The sequence below is a fragment of the Psychrobacter sp. NG254 genome, assembly GCF_015277735.1.
Lineage (GTDB): Bacteria > Pseudomonadota > Gammaproteobacteria > Pseudomonadales > Moraxellaceae > Psychrobacter.
Window position 1 is genome coordinate 19,793 of record NZ_JADHDA010000007.1, and the last position, 18,322, is coordinate 38,114.

General features: G+C 44.8%; 9 protein-coding genes. 7 read left to right on the plus strand and 2 right to left on the minus strand.

Features of this window, described 5'->3' with window-relative positions:
• Window positions 1-6: 6 nt before the first annotated feature.
• Both glnD and map read right to left on the minus strand, forming a co-directional pair.
• The gene (gene glnD, locus IP510_RS12080; RefSeq protein WP_194365106.1) at window positions 7-2,763 is read right to left on the minus strand and encodes a [protein-PII] uridylyltransferase; all 2,757 of its coding nucleotides are present in this window, start codon (window positions 2,761-2,763) and stop codon (window positions 7-9) included.
• Window positions 2,764-3,061: 298 nt separating this feature from the next.
• Window positions 3,062-3,853, minus strand: a complete 792-nt coding sequence (gene map / locus IP510_RS12085) for a type I methionyl aminopeptidase (RefSeq protein ID WP_194365107.1) — start codon at window positions 3,851-3,853, stop codon at window positions 3,062-3,064.
• A gap of 298 nt (window positions 3,854-4,151) precedes the next feature.
• Between map and IP510_RS12090 the strand changes: the two genes are divergently transcribed.
• The 7 genes from IP510_RS12090 to IP510_RS12120 all read left to right on the plus strand — a co-directional run bounded on the left by IP510_RS12090 (window position 4,152) and on the right by IP510_RS12120 (window position 18,226).
• On the plus strand, window positions 4,152-5,228 hold the full coding sequence (locus tag IP510_RS12090) for an esterase/lipase family protein (protein WP_194365108.1): 1,077 nt from the start codon (window positions 4,152-4,154) through the stop codon (window positions 5,226-5,228).
• A 90-nt stretch (window positions 5,229-5,318) separates the two neighbouring features.
• Window positions 5,319-6,416, plus strand: coding sequence for a lipase secretion chaperone (locus tag IP510_RS12095; protein ID WP_194365109.1), 1,098 nt, complete (start codon window positions 5,319-5,321; stop codon window positions 6,414-6,416).
• A 344-nt stretch (window positions 6,417-6,760) separates the two neighbouring features.
• Window positions 6,761-7,249, plus strand: a complete 489-nt coding sequence (locus tag IP510_RS12100; RefSeq protein ID WP_194365110.1) for an META domain-containing protein — start codon at window positions 6,761-6,763, stop codon at window positions 7,247-7,249.
• A gap of 218 nt (window positions 7,250-7,467) precedes the next feature.
• Entirely contained in the window at window positions 7,468-8,403 is a 936-nt protein-coding gene (locus IP510_RS12105; RefSeq protein ID WP_227669746.1) for a Xaa-Pro aminopeptidase, read from the plus strand.
• A gap of 106 nt (window positions 8,404-8,509) precedes the next feature.
• Window positions 8,510-9,160, plus strand: coding sequence for a DUF1449 domain-containing protein (locus IP510_RS12110; protein WP_194365112.1), 651 nt, complete (start codon window positions 8,510-8,512; stop codon window positions 9,158-9,160).
• 459 nt (window positions 9,161-9,619) lie between these two features.
• Window positions 9,620-11,695, plus strand: coding sequence for a flotillin family protein (locus tag IP510_RS12115; RefSeq protein WP_194365113.1), 2,076 nt, complete (start codon window positions 9,620-9,622; stop codon window positions 11,693-11,695).
• A gap of 372 nt (window positions 11,696-12,067) precedes the next feature.
• Entirely contained in the window at window positions 12,068-18,226 is a 6,159-nt protein-coding gene (locus IP510_RS12120; protein ID WP_194365114.1) for a DNA repair ATPase, read from the plus strand.
• Window positions 18,227-18,322: the final 96 nt, after the last annotated feature.

Here is an 18,322-nt window from a genome sequence, read left to right on the forward strand (position 1 = left end):
AATCAATTAATAGCTATAAACCACGTTGTTTTCTCTCTTTGTAGTGAGACTGTCCATTAAAGCCGATTTTAAGGCTTCAAGTCTGTCTGCGGACAACGGCTCATCGTTTTGATCGCTGATATAAAACATATCTTCTGCGCGCTCACCTAGCGTGGTAATGCGAGCCGCATGCACCTCGATTTGCTCTTGTAAAAACACTTGACCCACCCTTGCCAATAGGCCGGGTTGATCGAGTGTCTCTAAGCTCAGGATATGCTGATCTGATGCGTCATTGAACTCAAAATTAATCACCGTTGTCACTTCAAAGTGTCTGAGCTGACGCGGCATACGTTTGTTGGTGAGTTTGAGTACAGTCGGATCTTTGAAAGCATTAATCAATCGCTGTTTAAGCTCATGCTGACTGTCTTCATCGACCAGTAATGTACCACTAGGGTCTAATAATACATAAGAATCCAAGGCAAAGTCACGAGTGGCCGTGATGATACGCGCATCCAAAACATCGAGATTCATCTGATCAAACACTGCCATAGTGACTGCAAACAGATTTATCTGATCTTGGGTATAGACAAAGACCTGCACTGCATCTAGTGCCAGCTCACGATGCTCGCGTAGTACAACCAGCGGCGGGCTATCGGCATTAGAGGCCAGACCAATCGGTGGGTGATTAAGAATGGCCTCAGTGTGCCATAGAATGTCTTCTGGAATCTCACGCAAAAAATACTCATCGCCTAGGTCATCCCACAGCCGCAATACCTCATCACGGTTCATATGTTGGTTATTGACATTGTCTAGCATCGCTTGCGCTTGCGTGCGGGTAGCGCTAATCATATCTTGGCGATTGGTCGGCGCATCGATATCAGCGCGCAAGATACGACGAGTCTGCGAATACAATTGTTTCATGAGCGTCGCCCGCCAGCTATTCCAAAGCTGTGGGTTGGTGGCGTTCATATCAGCCACTGTCAGTACATAGAGATGGTTTAGATGGGTCACGTTACCGATAAGATCAGCAAAGATAGTCACCACTTCAGGATCTGAGATGTCTTTTTTCTGGGCAGTGATGGACATCAATAGATGATAGCGGGTCAGCCAACCAACCAAATTGGCATCTGCCAAACTCATGCCATGCGATAAGCAAAATTCAATTGATTCTATTTGCCCAAGCTCACTATGATCGCCGCCCCGACCTTTGGCGATATCATGGAACATGGCCGCCAATACTAGAATCTCTTTGCGCTCGATACGCTGAAAGATGGAGCTGACCAATGGGAATTCGTCACAAAACATCGGATCAGTAAAGCGGTGCAAAATCCGAATCAAAAACAACGTATGGGCGTCGACCGTATAGCGATGAAACAAATCATATTGCATGAGGCCCGTGACCTGCGCAAAAGCAGGCACATAATTGCCCAATACCCCATAGCGATTCATGGTACGCAATCGATGAAACAGATAGTTTTGCTCTTTTAAATTGGCCAAAAATAACGTCTTATGAGCAGGATTGTCTCTATAAACCTGATCGATGCCTCGTGCCGCAATTTTGAGTGCACGTAGCGTATGGGTGCGAACCTTGTCGATGCCGTGCTGACCCATCAATAAAAACATCTCTAAAATGGCGTCAGGGTGCTGCGCAAACACTCGATGATGGGCGATGGCAATCTGGTTGCCAATCCGATTGAATCGCGCATTGATGGGCTGTTTTTTTGGACGTTCATCATCAGGTAGTTGCGGCTCTATGATGGTCTCATAATAGTGATTGGTCAGCATTTCAGACAGCGTCGATATCTGCATGGCACAGCGGTAGTAATCGCGCATAAAGCGTTCAACCGCAGCATTAGGCTGATCATCGGGCTGGGTCTCATAGCCCATTAATTGTGCAATCTCACGTTGATAATCAAACAACAGCTTGTTTTCGTTACGGCCGGTCAGTACATGCAAGTAATGACGTATTTGCCATAAATAACCTTCTGAAAAACTGAGCTCATCAAATTCTTTTTCAGTTAAAAAGTTCTGTTGTACCAAGTCATATAATTTACCCACCCGAAAGTAACGCTTGGTCACCCAGCCGATGATATGAATATCACGTAGGCCACCAGGCGCGGTCTTTATGTTTGGCTCAAGATTATATTCTGTGGCATTGTGCTGTAAATAACGCGCTTTAGACTCTTGCATCTTTACATCAAAAAACGCGCGGGGCGACCACAGTTTATTGACGATTTGAATAGGCATGTCTTGTAGTGCTTCATTACCGATGAGCAGTCGCGCCTCTAACTGGGCACTGGCAATAGTATGGTCAAGCGCCGCCTCTAGCGCATCATCAATGCTACGCACAGAGAGGGCAGGCTCGAGACCAATATCCCATAACAATGCGACCAACTTGTCAATCTTGCTACTAGCATCAGCACCTATCTCATCAGGAGAGAGTAGTAGGATATCGATGTCTGAATATAGAGACAACTCACCGCGACCGTAGCCACCAGTGGCAAAAAATGCCAAATCAGTCTTATCCAGTTCAAACCATTTAAACAATGCAATCAATAAGCTGTCAATCGCAGAGGCACGCGCGCTCACCAGTTGACGAATATTGGTGCCGCGTTCAAGTAATCGGCTGATATCCTCATTGATTTGTGCCAGCCATTCAGGAATCCCAAGCAGCATCTTTTCTGTCGCATTTTGGGCTGGTGACAAGGACGTATCTTTTTTTGTCTCGTCTGCTAACAGAGGTAAAGGCGTTAAATCGATAGAAGCGCCATCAGAATTAAACATGAGCGTTATCCCGTTAAAAATTTACAAATAGAGGAGGCCAGCTAAAACATTCGCTGAAAAACCTGTGGCGATCAGTATGATGATTGGTAGCCTGCCTGCGAAAAGCAGCAGTAAAGACATCAGTCAGTAGCTTATTAAGCAATTCAGTAAGTAGCTAAGTAAATAACTTAGTAAGTAACTCGGTAATCAGGTTGAGGACATACCCTAGAGTATAAAGACAAAAAGTCTGTCAGCACAATACTCAATATGCCTGAATTATTGGCCAAAAAAAAGACCGCCTAAGCGATCTTTTATGATGTTACTGTGTCAAAAAACTTAAATCTTCTTCAGGGCGGGCAGTAAACACCTCACAGCCATTGTCTGTGACGACCATGGTGTGCTCCCACTGCGCAGACAGTTTACGGTCTTTGGTAATCGCCGTCCATTCATCAGGTAAGATTTTGGTTTGCCATTTACCTTCATTAATCATTGGCTCGATGGTAAAGGTCATACCTGTCTTTAGCTCGAAACCTGTGCCTTTTTTGCCGTAGTGCATGACTTGTGGTTCGTGATGGAACTCATTACTGATACCATGTCCACAGAACTCACGAACGATACTGAAGCGCTCAGGCTCGACCACTTCTTGAATCGCTGCGCCAACATCGCCTAAGCGTGCGCCATTTTTGACAACACTCATGCCAGCATAGAGGGCATCTTGTGCCACTTTACAGATACGCTTTGCCATAATAGAACCATTGCCCACGATCCACATTTTTGAGGTATCGCCGTAATAGCCATCTTTGATAACTGTCACATCGATATTAATGATGTCGCCATCTTTTAGCAGTTTCTTTTCACTTGGGATACCATGACAAACCACATGATTGACCGAGGTGCAGATTGATTTTGGGAAACCATTGTAATTAAGTGGCGCTGGAATAGCACCTTGTACATTGACAATATAGTCATGAGCAATTTGATTCAATGCTTCGGTGCTGACGCCCACTTTAACGTGCTCGTCTAACATCACCAGCAAGTCGCTAGCAAGTTTACCGGCAACACGCATTTTTTCTATGGCGTCGGCTGACTGGATAAGGGATTTTTTAGTCATCGTTTTCTGTCTTATATTTATGGGTTTAATATGGGCAGATTATACCATAAATGGATTGATGACAGTTCTGGATTGAATGATGGTAAATCTATCACTATGATTGATAATAATTGCTTTACAGCACAAAAGTAGGGGCATGACCCTCTGGTCACGTTAATATATTCATATTCTGATAAATGGGTTGAATGTTACAGAAGATATAAGTAATGTAATTTTGCCTGCTAAAGGGATTAGCAGCAATCTTTGCCGCTTTCGTGAGGTAAAGATAACCCACACTAATGATAACAAGGATGTTGTTATGACACTTTCTTCGTACGTTCGTGCCACGCTCAAGCCGCGCGCTTTTTTGCCAATACTGGGGTCAATCGGTACTGGTGTTCTTTTGATGACACTGCAAACCGCATCAGCCCAAGCAGCTGGACAGTATTATAACTGTGCTAATGCCAACGGTTGCAAGCTAGTCGATAGTAAGTACTTCACGTCTAGTTATACCAAAACTCAGTATCCAGTCGTTATGGCTCATGGGCTTGGCGGCTTCACTAGGATGTTTGGGGTCATTGATTATTTCAATGGGATTCCTCAAGAGTTGATGAAAGGCGGCTCAGAGGTATATACCACCAAAACCTCAGCCGTCAATAATAGTGAGGTTCGCGGAGAGCAGCTGCTACAACAAGTCAAAACCATCTCTGCTGTTTCGGGCAAGCCTAAAGTCAATCTATTTGGACATAGCCAAGGCGGTATAGACATTCGTTATGTCGCTGGTGTTGCGCCAAAATATGTGGCTTCAGTAACCGCAGTATCAAGCCCAGAGCAAGGGTCAAAAACCGCAGATTTTGTCAAAAATACCCTTGAGCCGAATAACAATACTGGAAGCCCGTCAAACATCACAACAGAGTTAGTCGCAGGGCTGTTTAATTTGATTGGTGGCTTTACAGATATCGGCTCTGGTATCAGCTTCTCAGAGATTCAAGAACAAGATGGCTGGCAAACATTGATGGCGCTATCGACCGATGGTGCTGCCCAATTTAATGCTAAATTCCCTGCTGCCATGCCAAAAAACTACTGTGGTCAGCCGACCAGTACGGCTGCCAATGGCATTAAATACTACTCATTTAGCGGTGTTGGACAAATAACCAGTGTACTTGATCCTAGTGATTATCTATTGGCAGTGACTGGTGTACCGTTTGCCGGTGAGTCGAATGATGGACTGGTATCTGCTTGCTCAAGTCGTTTGGGTTATGTGATTCGCGATGACTATAGAATGAACCATTTAGACTCAGCCGATCAAGTGTTGGGTCTGACTGCATGGGGCGAGTCTGAGCCAAAATCTATCTATCGCACTCAGGTCAATCGTCTCAAAAACGCCAACCTTTAATAATGTAAGCCTTAAGAGCAACAGCTTTTAAGAACGTAAGTTTTTAAGAATATAAACCTTTAAACGGACTGATAAAAAGAACCCTCATTTATGTCTAATAATCGCCGCCCAGCCTATCTACCAATCGCTATCATCGCTGTGGTCATCATAGCGGTCGCTGCGGCGGTGATTATGTGGTTCAAGCCTGACAGTTCGCGTATCATGCCAGCGCAGCCAGTATCTAATACTCTCGCTAGTGAAGCTAATAGTAGTCAGTCAACTGGACTAGGTGATGGTCAACTGGTGCAAACCACTGTCAGCCAAAACCAGTCTCCATTTGTCACCGGATTGGAGCGTTTGCCGCGTTCATTAAAAGGTACGCAAATCGATGGTGAGATCATCATTGATGAAAACAAACAGTTGCTCGTTACCGAAGGTCTACGGCGTTTATTCGATTATTTTTTATCAGCATTAGGAGAGGAGAACGAAGCGGTTATAGTTGCTCGTGTGGAAAGTTACATTCGCCATCACACGCCAGAGCCTGCCGCCAGCCAAGCGGTCGCTATATTTAATCAATATGTCGCCTATCTCAAAGCACTGCCAGAGATAGAAAAACGTTATGGCAACCTGCAACTACAAGCGACAAAAAGTGGTGAGCTAGATTTAAATGCAGTCACTCAGCAAAAAAGGGATGTGGCCAATCTACGTCAGCAGTATTTTGATAAGCCAACCATCACTGCATTCTTTGGGGCAGGGGACGACTATGATGACTATAGTATAGAGATGGTCAGAATTAACCAAAACACTCAAATGTCTGATGTACAAAAACAAGCCGCTAGGCAAGACTATGTCAGCCGCCTACCAGATAGCACTACCAAAACCAATATCATGCAGCAAGCCAATCTGGGTGAGCTCATGGCACGTACCGAACAGATGAAAGCCCGTGGCGCGACGCCCGAAGCACTATATAATATGCGCCGAGAGCTAGTGGGTGCACCAGCCGCCGAGAGACTGGCGCAGGTAGACCGAGAGGATGCCAATTTTGAGCAACGCTTTAGCCAATATGAAACCCAAAAACAGCGCCTATTAAGTCAAAGTGCAGATCAAGCTCAAGCAAAAATTCAGATAAACCAGCTTGAGCAGCAGTTGTTTGATGATACTGAGCGCAAGCGTTTAGAAGGTTATGCTGCCCTACAACAACAAAAGTAGTCAGTACATTTTGCTTGACCATCTATACTTACTGGTACATTTATCCTGCAAAACTTCTGGTCAAACATTGACTGAGAAAAAAAGTGTTAGCAGGTAATATCACGACTGGAAAAGCGTATAGGTCACATCCTTGCAAAGTGACATAGAGTCCTTTTCCAAGTAATTACCCAATTCATAATGACACCTGACTGTCAGTCATCCAAAATATCGCTATTGTGTAAAACAATGCACAAGACAATAAACAAATCATAATAAATCAAAATTTTCACTAAACTTGAGGTCTGGTATTAATATGCAGCTCTCAGACTTAGTGACAATTTTAGGTCTAATAAAGCGAGGAATACATGAGAAACATGAAGACAGTCATGATGGCAGCTACCTTTGCAGTTGGTGCACTTGCCGCGGGTTGCCAAACGACAGCCAATTTACCTGCACCTGTCAGTCAACCAATCACTGCAAATGTGCTGCAAGCACATAACTGGCAGTTGGTTGATGCCAAACGCAGCAATGGCGATCAGATTACTCAGCTATTTTTTGACCCAGCCAAGCCGTTAACGCTCAATTTCATGAGTGATAAGGGCAGCGATTATATGGCATTTATGAACACTTGCAACAGTATGAGCGCGAGCTATAGCGTTGCTAACGGCGATGTACAAATCAAAAACGGCATTAGCACTATGATGGCGTGCCCTGAGCCGCAAGCCAGTTTTGATAAAGCTGCATTAGCAACCGTACAAGGTAAATACAGCCTCAGTAAAAATGCCAAAAACGTACCTATTCTGACCATCAAAAATGATAACCAAGTGGCTTACTTTAAAGCGGTAACTAAGTAATTATGTGCTAAATGGAAGTAATTTAGACATTGCAGTTGCAATCGACAAGGCCTCACTAATAAGTGGGGTCTTTTTTTATCCAACGTTTGATGCAGTTTGCGCTACACTAGAGTAATGGTTCTGTAATACTTTTATCATCAGGTTCTATTGGATATCACGTTATGTTTAAAACAGTCATGTCAAAACAAACCATGAATAGGCTCACAACAACAGGCGCTATGACGATAGCTATAGCTACGGTGCTCACTGGCTGTCAGACCCTATCTAGTGCGCCAATAAAAAAGCCAAAAAGTACAGTCGATACCAATCCACTAACGGCTCAAATGCCTACGATTGATCGCCAAGGGTACATCGCTTATGTCGAGGAGCAAGGGTTTGGCGCGGCCAAAGTCTCGACACTGTATAGCATTCGTCCTGACGGCAGCGATCGTCAGTTGATTGATCAGCTAAAGGGTTATATCTATGCGCCTGCATGGTCAGCTGATGGTAAATGGCTCGCCTATAGCAAACAATCCGCGCGTCAACATCCCAAAATTTATCTTTATGATAAGAGCAGTAATACACGCAATCTCGTGGTAAACGCTGAAGGCAGTAATATGTCGGCATCATTTTCACCCGATGGTCAACATCTGCTCTATAGCTCGACGGTCGGTGGCAATGCTGATATCTATGAGATGCGTCTGAGTGATGGAGATACGAGGCAACTGACGACACTGCCTAGCACGGAGGTGCAGCCAAGTTATGCATCTGATGGCAAAAGCTTCGTCTATACCAGTGATAAAGTCCGTGCTGGACGTCCACGTATTTATCGTTATGACTTCGCTACAGGCAATGCGACGCCTATGCCGACTAGTGGCTATGTCGCGAGTCCTCAACTCAGTACAGATGGTCAGCGTATGGCCTACCTAAATGGTCGAAAGGCCGCCGTTATGACCCTGAGTACTGGACAAATCATCAATCTGGCAGAGACGGGACTCGATGAGCCAGCGCGCTTATCTCCCTCTGGTAACTATGCTGTCTATCCGACAAAGTTGTCGCAAGTGGGCGGCCAAAATGGTGGAAGCTTGGTTATATACTCGCTTTTGGGCAACACAAGCTATGCCATTAGCGGTCAGAATAATAGCGTGGTGCGTTCTCCCGTTTGGGGGCGCTAATGGCGAAACCTATGTATTATAGGGTAAGATGTCTATATAACAATAAAGAAACATAAGTTGATTCTAAAAGTCTAATTTTTAGATCGTCAAAAGGAGAAAGTACGTAATGCAAGAGTCGTTTTTGATATTCATCACCAAAATCAGCTTGTACCCGACGATAGTCTTTACAGGATTGGTGATGTTTGTGACCTTGTATTGGATGGTTTCTCTACTTGGTATGGCAGATATGGATACGGTAGATATTGGCGATGCAAGTGGCGAGGGTAGCAATTTGACCTCATCAGGTTTTGTGTCGGGTCTGCTGCTTAAGTTCGGTCTATATGGTGTGCCGCTTATCGTTATCCTTAGCCTAATCAGCTTAATTGGTTGGTTATTAAGTTACTTCTATACCAGTTTTTTACATCAAAATTTTGATTCAGGCATCTTATATTATCTATTCGGCACCGGGGCGTTAATCTTTGTATTGGTCATCTCCATGTGGCTGACAGGTATCATCATCTCTCCCATCCGCAATAAAATAGCCAAAATACCTAGACGCAATGCTGCTAGCAATATCGGCAAAATCGCGGTTGTGCGTACCCTTAGTGTCACGGACAAACACGGCGAAGTAGAATTGAATGATGGTGGTGCAGGATTGATACTCAAAATTCGCTCAGACATCAATGATGGCTCGCTGAAACAAGGTGATCGAGTGATGTTGGTGGAGTATTTAGAGGCAGCCAATACCTATCGCGTCGCCCCTGTAAAAGATAAATAACCACTATAGTCGCTCCACTATAAAAGTGTTACTGCGTTAACCTCGCTTGAAGTATTTGATATACATCTACACTCGGTTGCCTTGTACTACTTTTAAATTGAATCGACTATATAAATAATTTAGCCACTAGTAAGTAATTTAGTCACGATGATTCGCCATCGTTATTTTCAGCACATCATTATCGCTTTTAGCACAGAATAACTCATAGAATAAACAGCGATTTAGCCAGAGGTTTTAGAAGCATCTCTGGCTTAGGCATAATATTTTTAGCAATGATTTAAACGGTTTTAAATTTGGTGATAGTCGGTTCAGAATAATGCAGATATAAGAATGGTGCGTGACAGGGCTACAAAGCGCACGTGCTATAAACAGTGCTATAAACAGTAAAGTTAGCAGGCCTGATAGCGTATCTGATTTATATAGAATTGATTATGGAATGTTTTAATTAAAGGAATGGATATGGACACACTCATTATCGTCGGCGTGGTTGTAGTGCTGGCGTTTGTTTTTATGATGGTCGCACTACTGATGCTCAAGGCCTTTTACTTTAAGGTCGAGCAGGGCAAAGCACTCATTATCAACGGTGTGAGTAAAATTGCCGTACGTTTTGATGGTGGTTTTGTTTGGCCAGTCATCAACAAAAAAGAGTTGATGAGAATCTCGCTTATCACGTTAGAAGTAGACAGACGCGGTAAAGAAGGTTTGATTTGCGCAGACAACATGCGTGCTGATATCACCGTGGCATTTTATTTACGCGTCAATGAAACCGAAGAGGATGTGCTAAAAGTCGCCAAATCGGTTGGGGTAGAGCGTGCGTCAGATAAAGTCGCTGTCAACGAGCTGTTTAATGCTAAGTTCTCTGAAGCGCTAAAAACAGTTGGTAAGCAGATTGATTTCGTCAAACTGTTTGAAAACCGCAGCGAGTTTCGTGACAGTATCGTTCAAGAAATTGGTAACGATCTGAATGGCTATGTCTTAGAAGATGTAGCGATTGATTATTTAGAGCAAACGCCAAAAGCGTCATTAGATTCAAGTAATATCTTAGATGCTGAAGGTATCAAAAAGATTACTCAATTAACGGCCTTTCAGAACGTCATCACCAACGAGCTTGAGCGTGACGAAGAGCTAGCCGTTAAGAAAAAGAATGTCGAAACCAGAGAGGCGATGCTAGAGCTAGAGCGTCAGCAAGCCGATGCCGAAGCCAAACAGCAACGTGAAATCTCGTCAGTGATTGCACGTGAAACGGCTGAAACTCGCAAGATTGAAGAAGAGGAGCGTAAAAAGTCTGAAACGGCCGTTATCTCGGTTGAGCAGGATTTGGCCATTCAGCGTGAGAATCAGCAGCGTGAAATCGAAGTAGCAGGTCAAAATCGTTTGCGTGCGGTCGTCATCGAAGAAGAAAAAGTGACACGTGCTCGTGATCTAGAAATTGTCTCTCGTGAGCGTGAAGTTGACTTGCAACGTATCGAAGCTGAACGTGCGATTGAGCTTGAGAAAAAAGAAATCGCCAACGTCATTCGTGAGCGTATCGCGGTAGATAAAACGGTCGCGCAAGAAGAAGAGCGTATTAAAGAAGTTCGCGAAATTAGCGAAGCCGAGCGTTCTAAGCAAACACGCGTCCTAGCAGCAGAAGCCGATGCAGAAGAAATCAAAGTACGTCAGGTGAAAAAAGCCGAAGCAGAAGAGCTATCTGCCAAGCACAAAGCCGTCGAAATCACCACATTAGCTGCTGCTAATCTTGAAGCATCTGCCAAAGATTCAGAAGCCAAAATTAAGATGGCCGAAGGTACCAAAGCAGAAGAGTCAGCACATGGCTTCGCTGAAGCAGCTATCCAAGAAGTCAAAGCGGCTTCTTTGGAAAAAGAAGGCATTGCGAAAGCCAATATTATTAGAGCGACTGGACAAGCTGAAGCGCAATCAGATCGTGAAAAAGGTATGGCAGATGCTGAGGTTATCGCCGCTCGTGGCGAGTCTAAGGCAAAAGCTGAGCGTGATATCGGTATGGTCGATGCAGAAATCATCGCCGCTCGCGGTGAATCTACCGCCAGAGCTGAGCGTGAAAAAGGCATGGCAGATGCTCAAGTCATCGCGGCTCGCGGTGAGTCAAATGCCAAAGCAGAACGTGAAGTTGGATTGGCAAAAGCCGAAGTTACTCGCGCACATTTCCAAGCTGAAGCAGATGGTCTGGTCGAGAAATTCAATGCCATGGGTAGCATGAGCAAAGAAGCACGTGAGCACGAAGAGTTCCGCATGAGTCTTGAGACAGCATTGCAAGAAGCGCTTGCTTCTATTGACGCTGGTAAAGAGATTGCGAAAGAAAATGCTGAAGTATTGGCAGTTGCGTTACAGAAAGCCAAAATCGATATTGTTGGCGGCGAAGCGCATTTCTTTGACAACTTTGCTAAGTCACTGTCTATCGGTAAAGCCATCGATGGCCTAGCGGGCAAGTCAGACACATTGAGCGGTATCATCAATGGTGTGATGGCCAGTCAAGCCATGAAATCAAACCAAAAAAATGATGATAAAGCGGTTTAATGCTATATCAGGTCAAATTGACGGATATTTATATATCCAGAATTAGTAAGCAACATTAATATCAATAAATCATCTGTCGTTTAGGCGGCAGATTTTTTTGGCTAACTCAGGGTGATTCAGAATGACGAATCATGATGAGTTGGCTAATCTAAAAAAATAGCAGTGACCACTCGTTTTTTTAGATTAGCCAAGTGCTTCTTTACTTTCAATGATTCTTTATTGCCCAAAATTCTCTTATAGTGGATTCAGTTTAAAAGAGATTCAAGGCAACCGAGTGCAGATGTAACTGTGATACTTCAAGCGAGGTTAACGCTGTAGCTCTTTTATAAAGGATTGACTATATTATGTAAAAACAGAAACGGACGAGCAACGATGGCGGACACGCAAAACTCAACAAATTCAGACAGCAACGATAACGCTAATCAAGCCAACCAAACCGATCAGGCAGTTGCTTCAGGCAATGCTTATGAGCTCATCAAAAAACGTCTGACAGAACAAGGCGGCCGTTTAGAGCAGCAGACGCAGACGCTCAATAATGCGCGTCTTGAAGAGTTCGGCAGCACCCAAATGCAAGTCATCGCCCGTACTCGTATTCGTACCGAGTACAACTGTGTGGCACAAGATATGGTGCAGGTTGGTGATTATTTGCTGTTTGGCTACAACGTTTTTATGGGGCTCAAACGCGCGAGCAATATTAAAGACGTACTGTCGTTATATCGTTTGAACGAGCCAGCTGGTAATGAAGAGGAGTATCAGCTCGAAGAGGTTGACCTAAAAGGCACTTTTTTGGCTCAAGACGCTTTTGTCCAAGACTTCAATGAGCTGTATCGATATTACAAACAAACGCGCCTGATTCAAATAACGGTGAAAGACAGCAAATTGCTGTTGGCGTTTCAGATTGGCGAGCGCATCACCGATATTAGAGTATTCCGTTTCGCGTTAGATTTTAGCCAAGGCACACCAGAGTCAGCGCAAGTCGCTTATGTGGACAATCGAGGCGAGCGTGATATTGAGCTACCGCCTGCTTATGATTTTGACTGGATTGAGACCACACGCGATCAAATGGTGAATGGTAAATATCCGCATATGAATATCTTAGACACGATATTTGTGGAAACGGTCGGTGGTGATTTGACCATTAAAATTGAGGACAATACGCAATCCGGTCAGGGTATTTATAGTGAACCAGTCAATGACCGTACCCAGTCGCTGACCGATGCTGAGATTGCGTATGCCAAAGTGGGCAGTTTAATACTGCTTAAGATATTGCCCTATCGTGAAGAGGACTACCGTTATTTTGTTTATAACACCTTGACCGAAGCGGTTCTGCGTTTGGATGCGATTGGACAGTCGTGTGTTCAGCTACCAGAAGACCACGGCATCATGTTTCCGGGTGGTTACTATCTACAGACGGGTGAGTATAAGCTGTTCGAGGCCAATAACGTTGGCGCTACTGACTTACGGTTTAAGCGTAAAATTGTATCGCCGAATGGTGAAGATGTTTTATTCTTATTTTACGACAGAGACTTGGGCGTCACGGGGCTGTTCCCTTATAACTTGATTAAAAAGCAATTGGCAAATCCTATCTATTGCAACGGTATGGCTTTGGCAGAGAATGGCCGTTTGGTGCTGTTTAGCGACCAAAGCGAGCCGTCTCGTATTCACCCGATGCAGATATGGCACACGCCTTATGCCTCGCATGAGTATGTCAGTGAGTTGCCAGAGAGCACGAGTTTTTATGGCAAAATCGGTAATAAAGAGTTGGTACGCGGTATCTCAGATCTTTATAGCATTACCCGCCTGATTGATAATCAAAGCGTGTCACAGAAGCTCTATGAAGAGCTTACCAATAATACCAGCCGACTCTTTGACAGCTATTATTGGTTATCTGAGCCTGAGCTGAGCGAAGTCGCCAGTAGTATCAAGGAAGTGACGGCAACGGCTGAGCTGGTCATTGATGAGTTCGCTAAAGTACAAAGTATCCAAAAGCAAACCCAAACTGCGCTAGCCGATGCTGATACACAGCAAAGTGAGATTTTGCGGCAGATACGCGTCACTAGCTTTGAGTCGGCCAGTGATTATGTCGATCAGTTGACAGCGCTAAGATGCCAAAAAGGCCGTCTGGTCAGCTTGGAAGATTTGCGTTATCTAGATGCCGATAAACTACAAGCATTGCAGACGCAGCTAGAAGAAGCAGAGAGCGAGCTGGCTGAAAAAACGGTGCTGTTTTTAAGTGGCGAAGAGGCGCTTTCGAGTTACGAAGGCATATTGGTCGACGTCAGTGAGCGCTTAAACACGGCGGAGACCAATGCTGAGCTAAAACCTGTACTGGAAAAAATTGATGAGACCGCGCAAGGGTTAGATTTATTAACCGAGCTGCTCGGTACCTTGGACGTTGCCGACGCCACGGTACGCACGCAAATCATCGATGACATCTCGACCATTTATGCGAGCCTAAACCAGAGCAAAGCCAAGCTTAATCACAAACGCAAAAATCTAGGCTCAGCGGAGGCCGTCGCGCAATTTGGCGCGCAGTTTAAGCTATTCGGTCAGTCCATTGCCAACGCCTTATCCATTGCCAATACGCCTGAGAAATCAGACGAGCAAATGGCAAAATTGCTGGTACAGCTAGAAGAGTTGGAAAGCCAGTTTGCTGATCCAGAAACCAATAGTGGCGACCAGTTTTTAGCAGACATCATCAGTAAACGTGAAGAAATTTACGAAACTTTTGAAAATCATAAGCAGCAATTGCTCGATGCTCGTAATCGTAAAGCACAAAACTTAGGTGATGGCGCGCTGCGGATGCTTGAGAGTATTAAAAAACGTACACAAAGCACTGGCGTCACGGGATTTACAGAAGAAGAAGCGTTAAATACGTATTTTGCGGCTGATGGTCTGGTGCAAAAAGTCCGCAACATCGCAAAAGAGTTACAAGCGATGGGCTTTAGTGTCAAAGCCGATGACATCGATGCCCGTCTAAAAGCCATTCAAATCGAGAGCTATAAGAGTCTAAAAGACAAGTCAGATTTGTTTGAAGATGGTGGTCAAATCATCAAACTGGGTAAGCATCGCTTTTCAGTCAATACTCAGCCATTAGATTTGACCTTATTGAGTCGTCAGCAGTCAGATGGCAAGCGTGTGCTGAATTTGCATCTAACGGGTACCGACTATTATGAAGTGCTTAATAACACTGAGCTAAACGCCTTGCGCCCGTATTGGGACATGAATATCGCCTCCGAGTCTGACAAGGTGTACCGCGCTGAGTACTTGGCCTATAGCATTATCGAAAGTGCTAAAAACAGCCAAGACGGCTTAACCGAAGAACGTCTATATCAAGCATATGATGCGACTGTCATTACCCTAGATATTAATGGCGATATTGATAATGACAGTCCATTGTCTAAACTGGTCAAAGCTTACGCCACCCCTCGCTATCAGCTCGGCTATGACAAAGGCATTCATGACCATGATGCCACGCTATTACTGATGCAAATTCTGCCGACATTGCGTGAGGCAGGGCTTCTGATTTATACCCCGCAAGTACGTGCCTTGGCGCAGTTATTTTATTGGCAGCTAAACATCGTACAAGCGCTTGGTTTAGACAGTCTGCGTCAATTTGGTTATGACGCTTGGTTAAATGAGTCAGTGCTGACACGTGCAAATAACTGGACAGATAGAGCCGTTACCGCTGAGCAATTGCGCCGTGCATTGGGCAGTGACACTGCTAAATCTCTATTGGTCGAGGACATGAGCCAAGTGATGCGTCACTTCGTCGCCGCTCATAATGATGACAGTGCTAGCGTTGATAAAGATGGTAGCGTTGATAAAGGTGCTAATATCTTCAAACCAAGCTACGTTCAGCTTGCTTGTGAATATTTGGTGAGCGTCATGGGGCAGTCGGCTGAATCGAATGCCGGCGCACATAACACAATAAAATGGCAAACCAGTCAACAAGCACAGCAGTTGTGTGAGCAGTTAAGCCAAACGTTGAATAGTGCCTCAGGCAGCACACAAATTACGGCTAGTTTTGACCAACTACAGTCTTCAATCGGCAAGCTTGGATTCCAACCCAAATCAGCCTATGAGTTACTAGCCACATGGTTTCATGCACTACTTGATAAAACCTACGGTGGTACTGAGTCGGCTGATGGCACGGATGAGGCAGGCGAGGCACTCAGTGAAGAGCAGCTTGCCGAGATTGAAACACAAAACGCGCTACGCAAGCAGCAATTAGAGAGTGGCCGTCATTATGTGCCTGAAGCCATTGCTGTCTTGCTTACCCAGTTAAATGATGCTCAGCGTGAAGCCTTGGTGCAACGACTAATTGATTCAGGCGCTAGCTTTGATAAAGGGGCTTTTAATAAAGGGCTAGGCAATAAAGGGTTGGGCAACCAAGGTTTAGGTAGTAACGGACTAGGTAACCAAGGCGCGAGTGGCACACCATCGGCCTTGTCATTTTCCTCAATCACCTCATCAACGCCTTCATTGACCAGTATTAATAATCCGCTCAATCAAGTACAGAGCTTTGAGCGTAGTACGGGTAAGGTATCGCTTGAGATACAAGTCAATAACCTGCTGGGTGAGCATACACGTATTCATCAGCAGACCTTAACTTTTGCCGTCGATGATTTTTTAAATCGTTTGCATCATCATGATACGCAAGTCATCCCTGCCTATAGACGTTATCTGGCCATGCGCTCAGAGATATTGCATGACTCAAAAGAGACGTTGCGACTGGACGAATTTATGCCGCGTCCATTGTCCTCGTTTGTACGTAACCGTCTGATTAACGAGAGCTATCTGCCACTTATCGGTGACAATCTTGCCAAACAGATGGGCACGGTCGGCGAGGATAAGCGTACTGATCTGATGGGTATCCTTATGATGATATCGCCACCAGGGTATGGTAAAACCACCTTGATAGAATACGTGGCAAATCGTCTCGGCCTTATCTTTATGAAAATTAACTGTCCGTCACTCGGTCATGACGTCACCTCATTAGATCCAGAAAAAGCGCCCAATGCCACTGCGCGAGAAGAGTTGAATAAAATCAACTTAGCCTTTGAAATGGGCAATAACGTCATGCTGTATCTTGATGATATTCAGCATACGCATGCGGAATTTTTGCAGAAGTTTATCTCGTTGGGTGATGGCACACGCCGTATCGATGGTGTCTGGCAAGGCAAGACTAAGACTTATGACATGCGTGGTAAAAAGTTCTGCGTGGTCATGGCAGGTAACCCGTATACCGAAAGCGGCGAGGCCTTCAAAGTGCCAGACATGCTTGCCAACCGTGCCGATATCTACAACTTAGGCGATATCATGAGCGGCATGGAAGAGGTGTTTGCCCTCAGTTATATCGAAAACTCACTGACCTCTAATACGGTTCTCGCACCAATGGCCAACCGTGACTTAAGCGATGTCCATCGTTTGATTAAAATGGCAAAAACGGATAATGCGAACCTTGCTCAAGCACAAAGCAGCGATCTGACGTATCCGTATAGCACCTCAGAAGTTAACGAGATTATCGCTATTTTGCGCCATATGTTTAGGGTGCAAGAAGTTATTCTAGACGTCAACCAAGCCTATATTGCTTCCGCTTCGCAAGATGATAAGTACCGCGTTGAGCCGATATTTAAGCTGCAAGGCAGTTATCGTAATATGAATAAGATGACCGAAAAACTGTCGGCGGTCATGAATGAAAGCGAGCTGAACCAGCTGATAGATGATCATTATCTGGGCGAGTCGCAGCTATTGACCCAAGGCGCAGAGAGTAACTTGCTCAAGCTTGGCGAGATGCGTGGTGTGTTGACTGACGCAGAAACAGAGCGTTGGGCGCAAATCAAAGCCGACTTTTTACGGAACAAAGCCATGGGCGGTGAAGATGGCGATACGGGCGCGCGTATCGTCGCCCAGTTGGTCGATTTAGCCAGTGGCTTCAATGCTATCAGTAGCCAGTTTGAGACATACTTAACGAAAAACGACCCAGAGCAAATCGCTCGCTTACGAGAAGCAGGTCAGCAAGCGCAACTCGATGCCCAGTTAAGCGCTCAATTAGAAGCACAGAAAATCCTTGCCGATAGCGTGCTCAATAATGCCAAAGTCGTCAGCGACAGTATTGATAACGGCTTTGAAAAAAGCGTGAGCCAATTGCTGCAAATATATAAGCACGATCACAATGCTGGAAAGGCAGAAGGCGAGTATCTCAAGCAAAACCAAGACGTGCAAAAAGCACTGATGGTACAGCTGGTCAATGCTGTTGAACAACTGGCGCAAAAAATGGCGGATAGCCTGTCTAATAGTTTAACTGAGACCCTAGCTAAGAGTGATGAGAATCAAACAGCCGATAGCGATATCCCTGATATTCGTCAGCAGACGGCATTGATGGCAACTGCCCTCAAGCAAGCGTTAGAGCCACTGACGATGCGGATGGATGAGAAGCTGGCGATTGATACCAGCACCGATCAATCTGGTAAGTTAATCGTCAATAGTCTCAATAGACTTAATAAAATCTTTGATGATTATGATTAATCACTACCGATTAATAGCTGACGATTAACAACTAATGCTTAATTATTAACGCTTATGAGCAATGCTGATGATTAGCACTTATGAATAGCACTATAA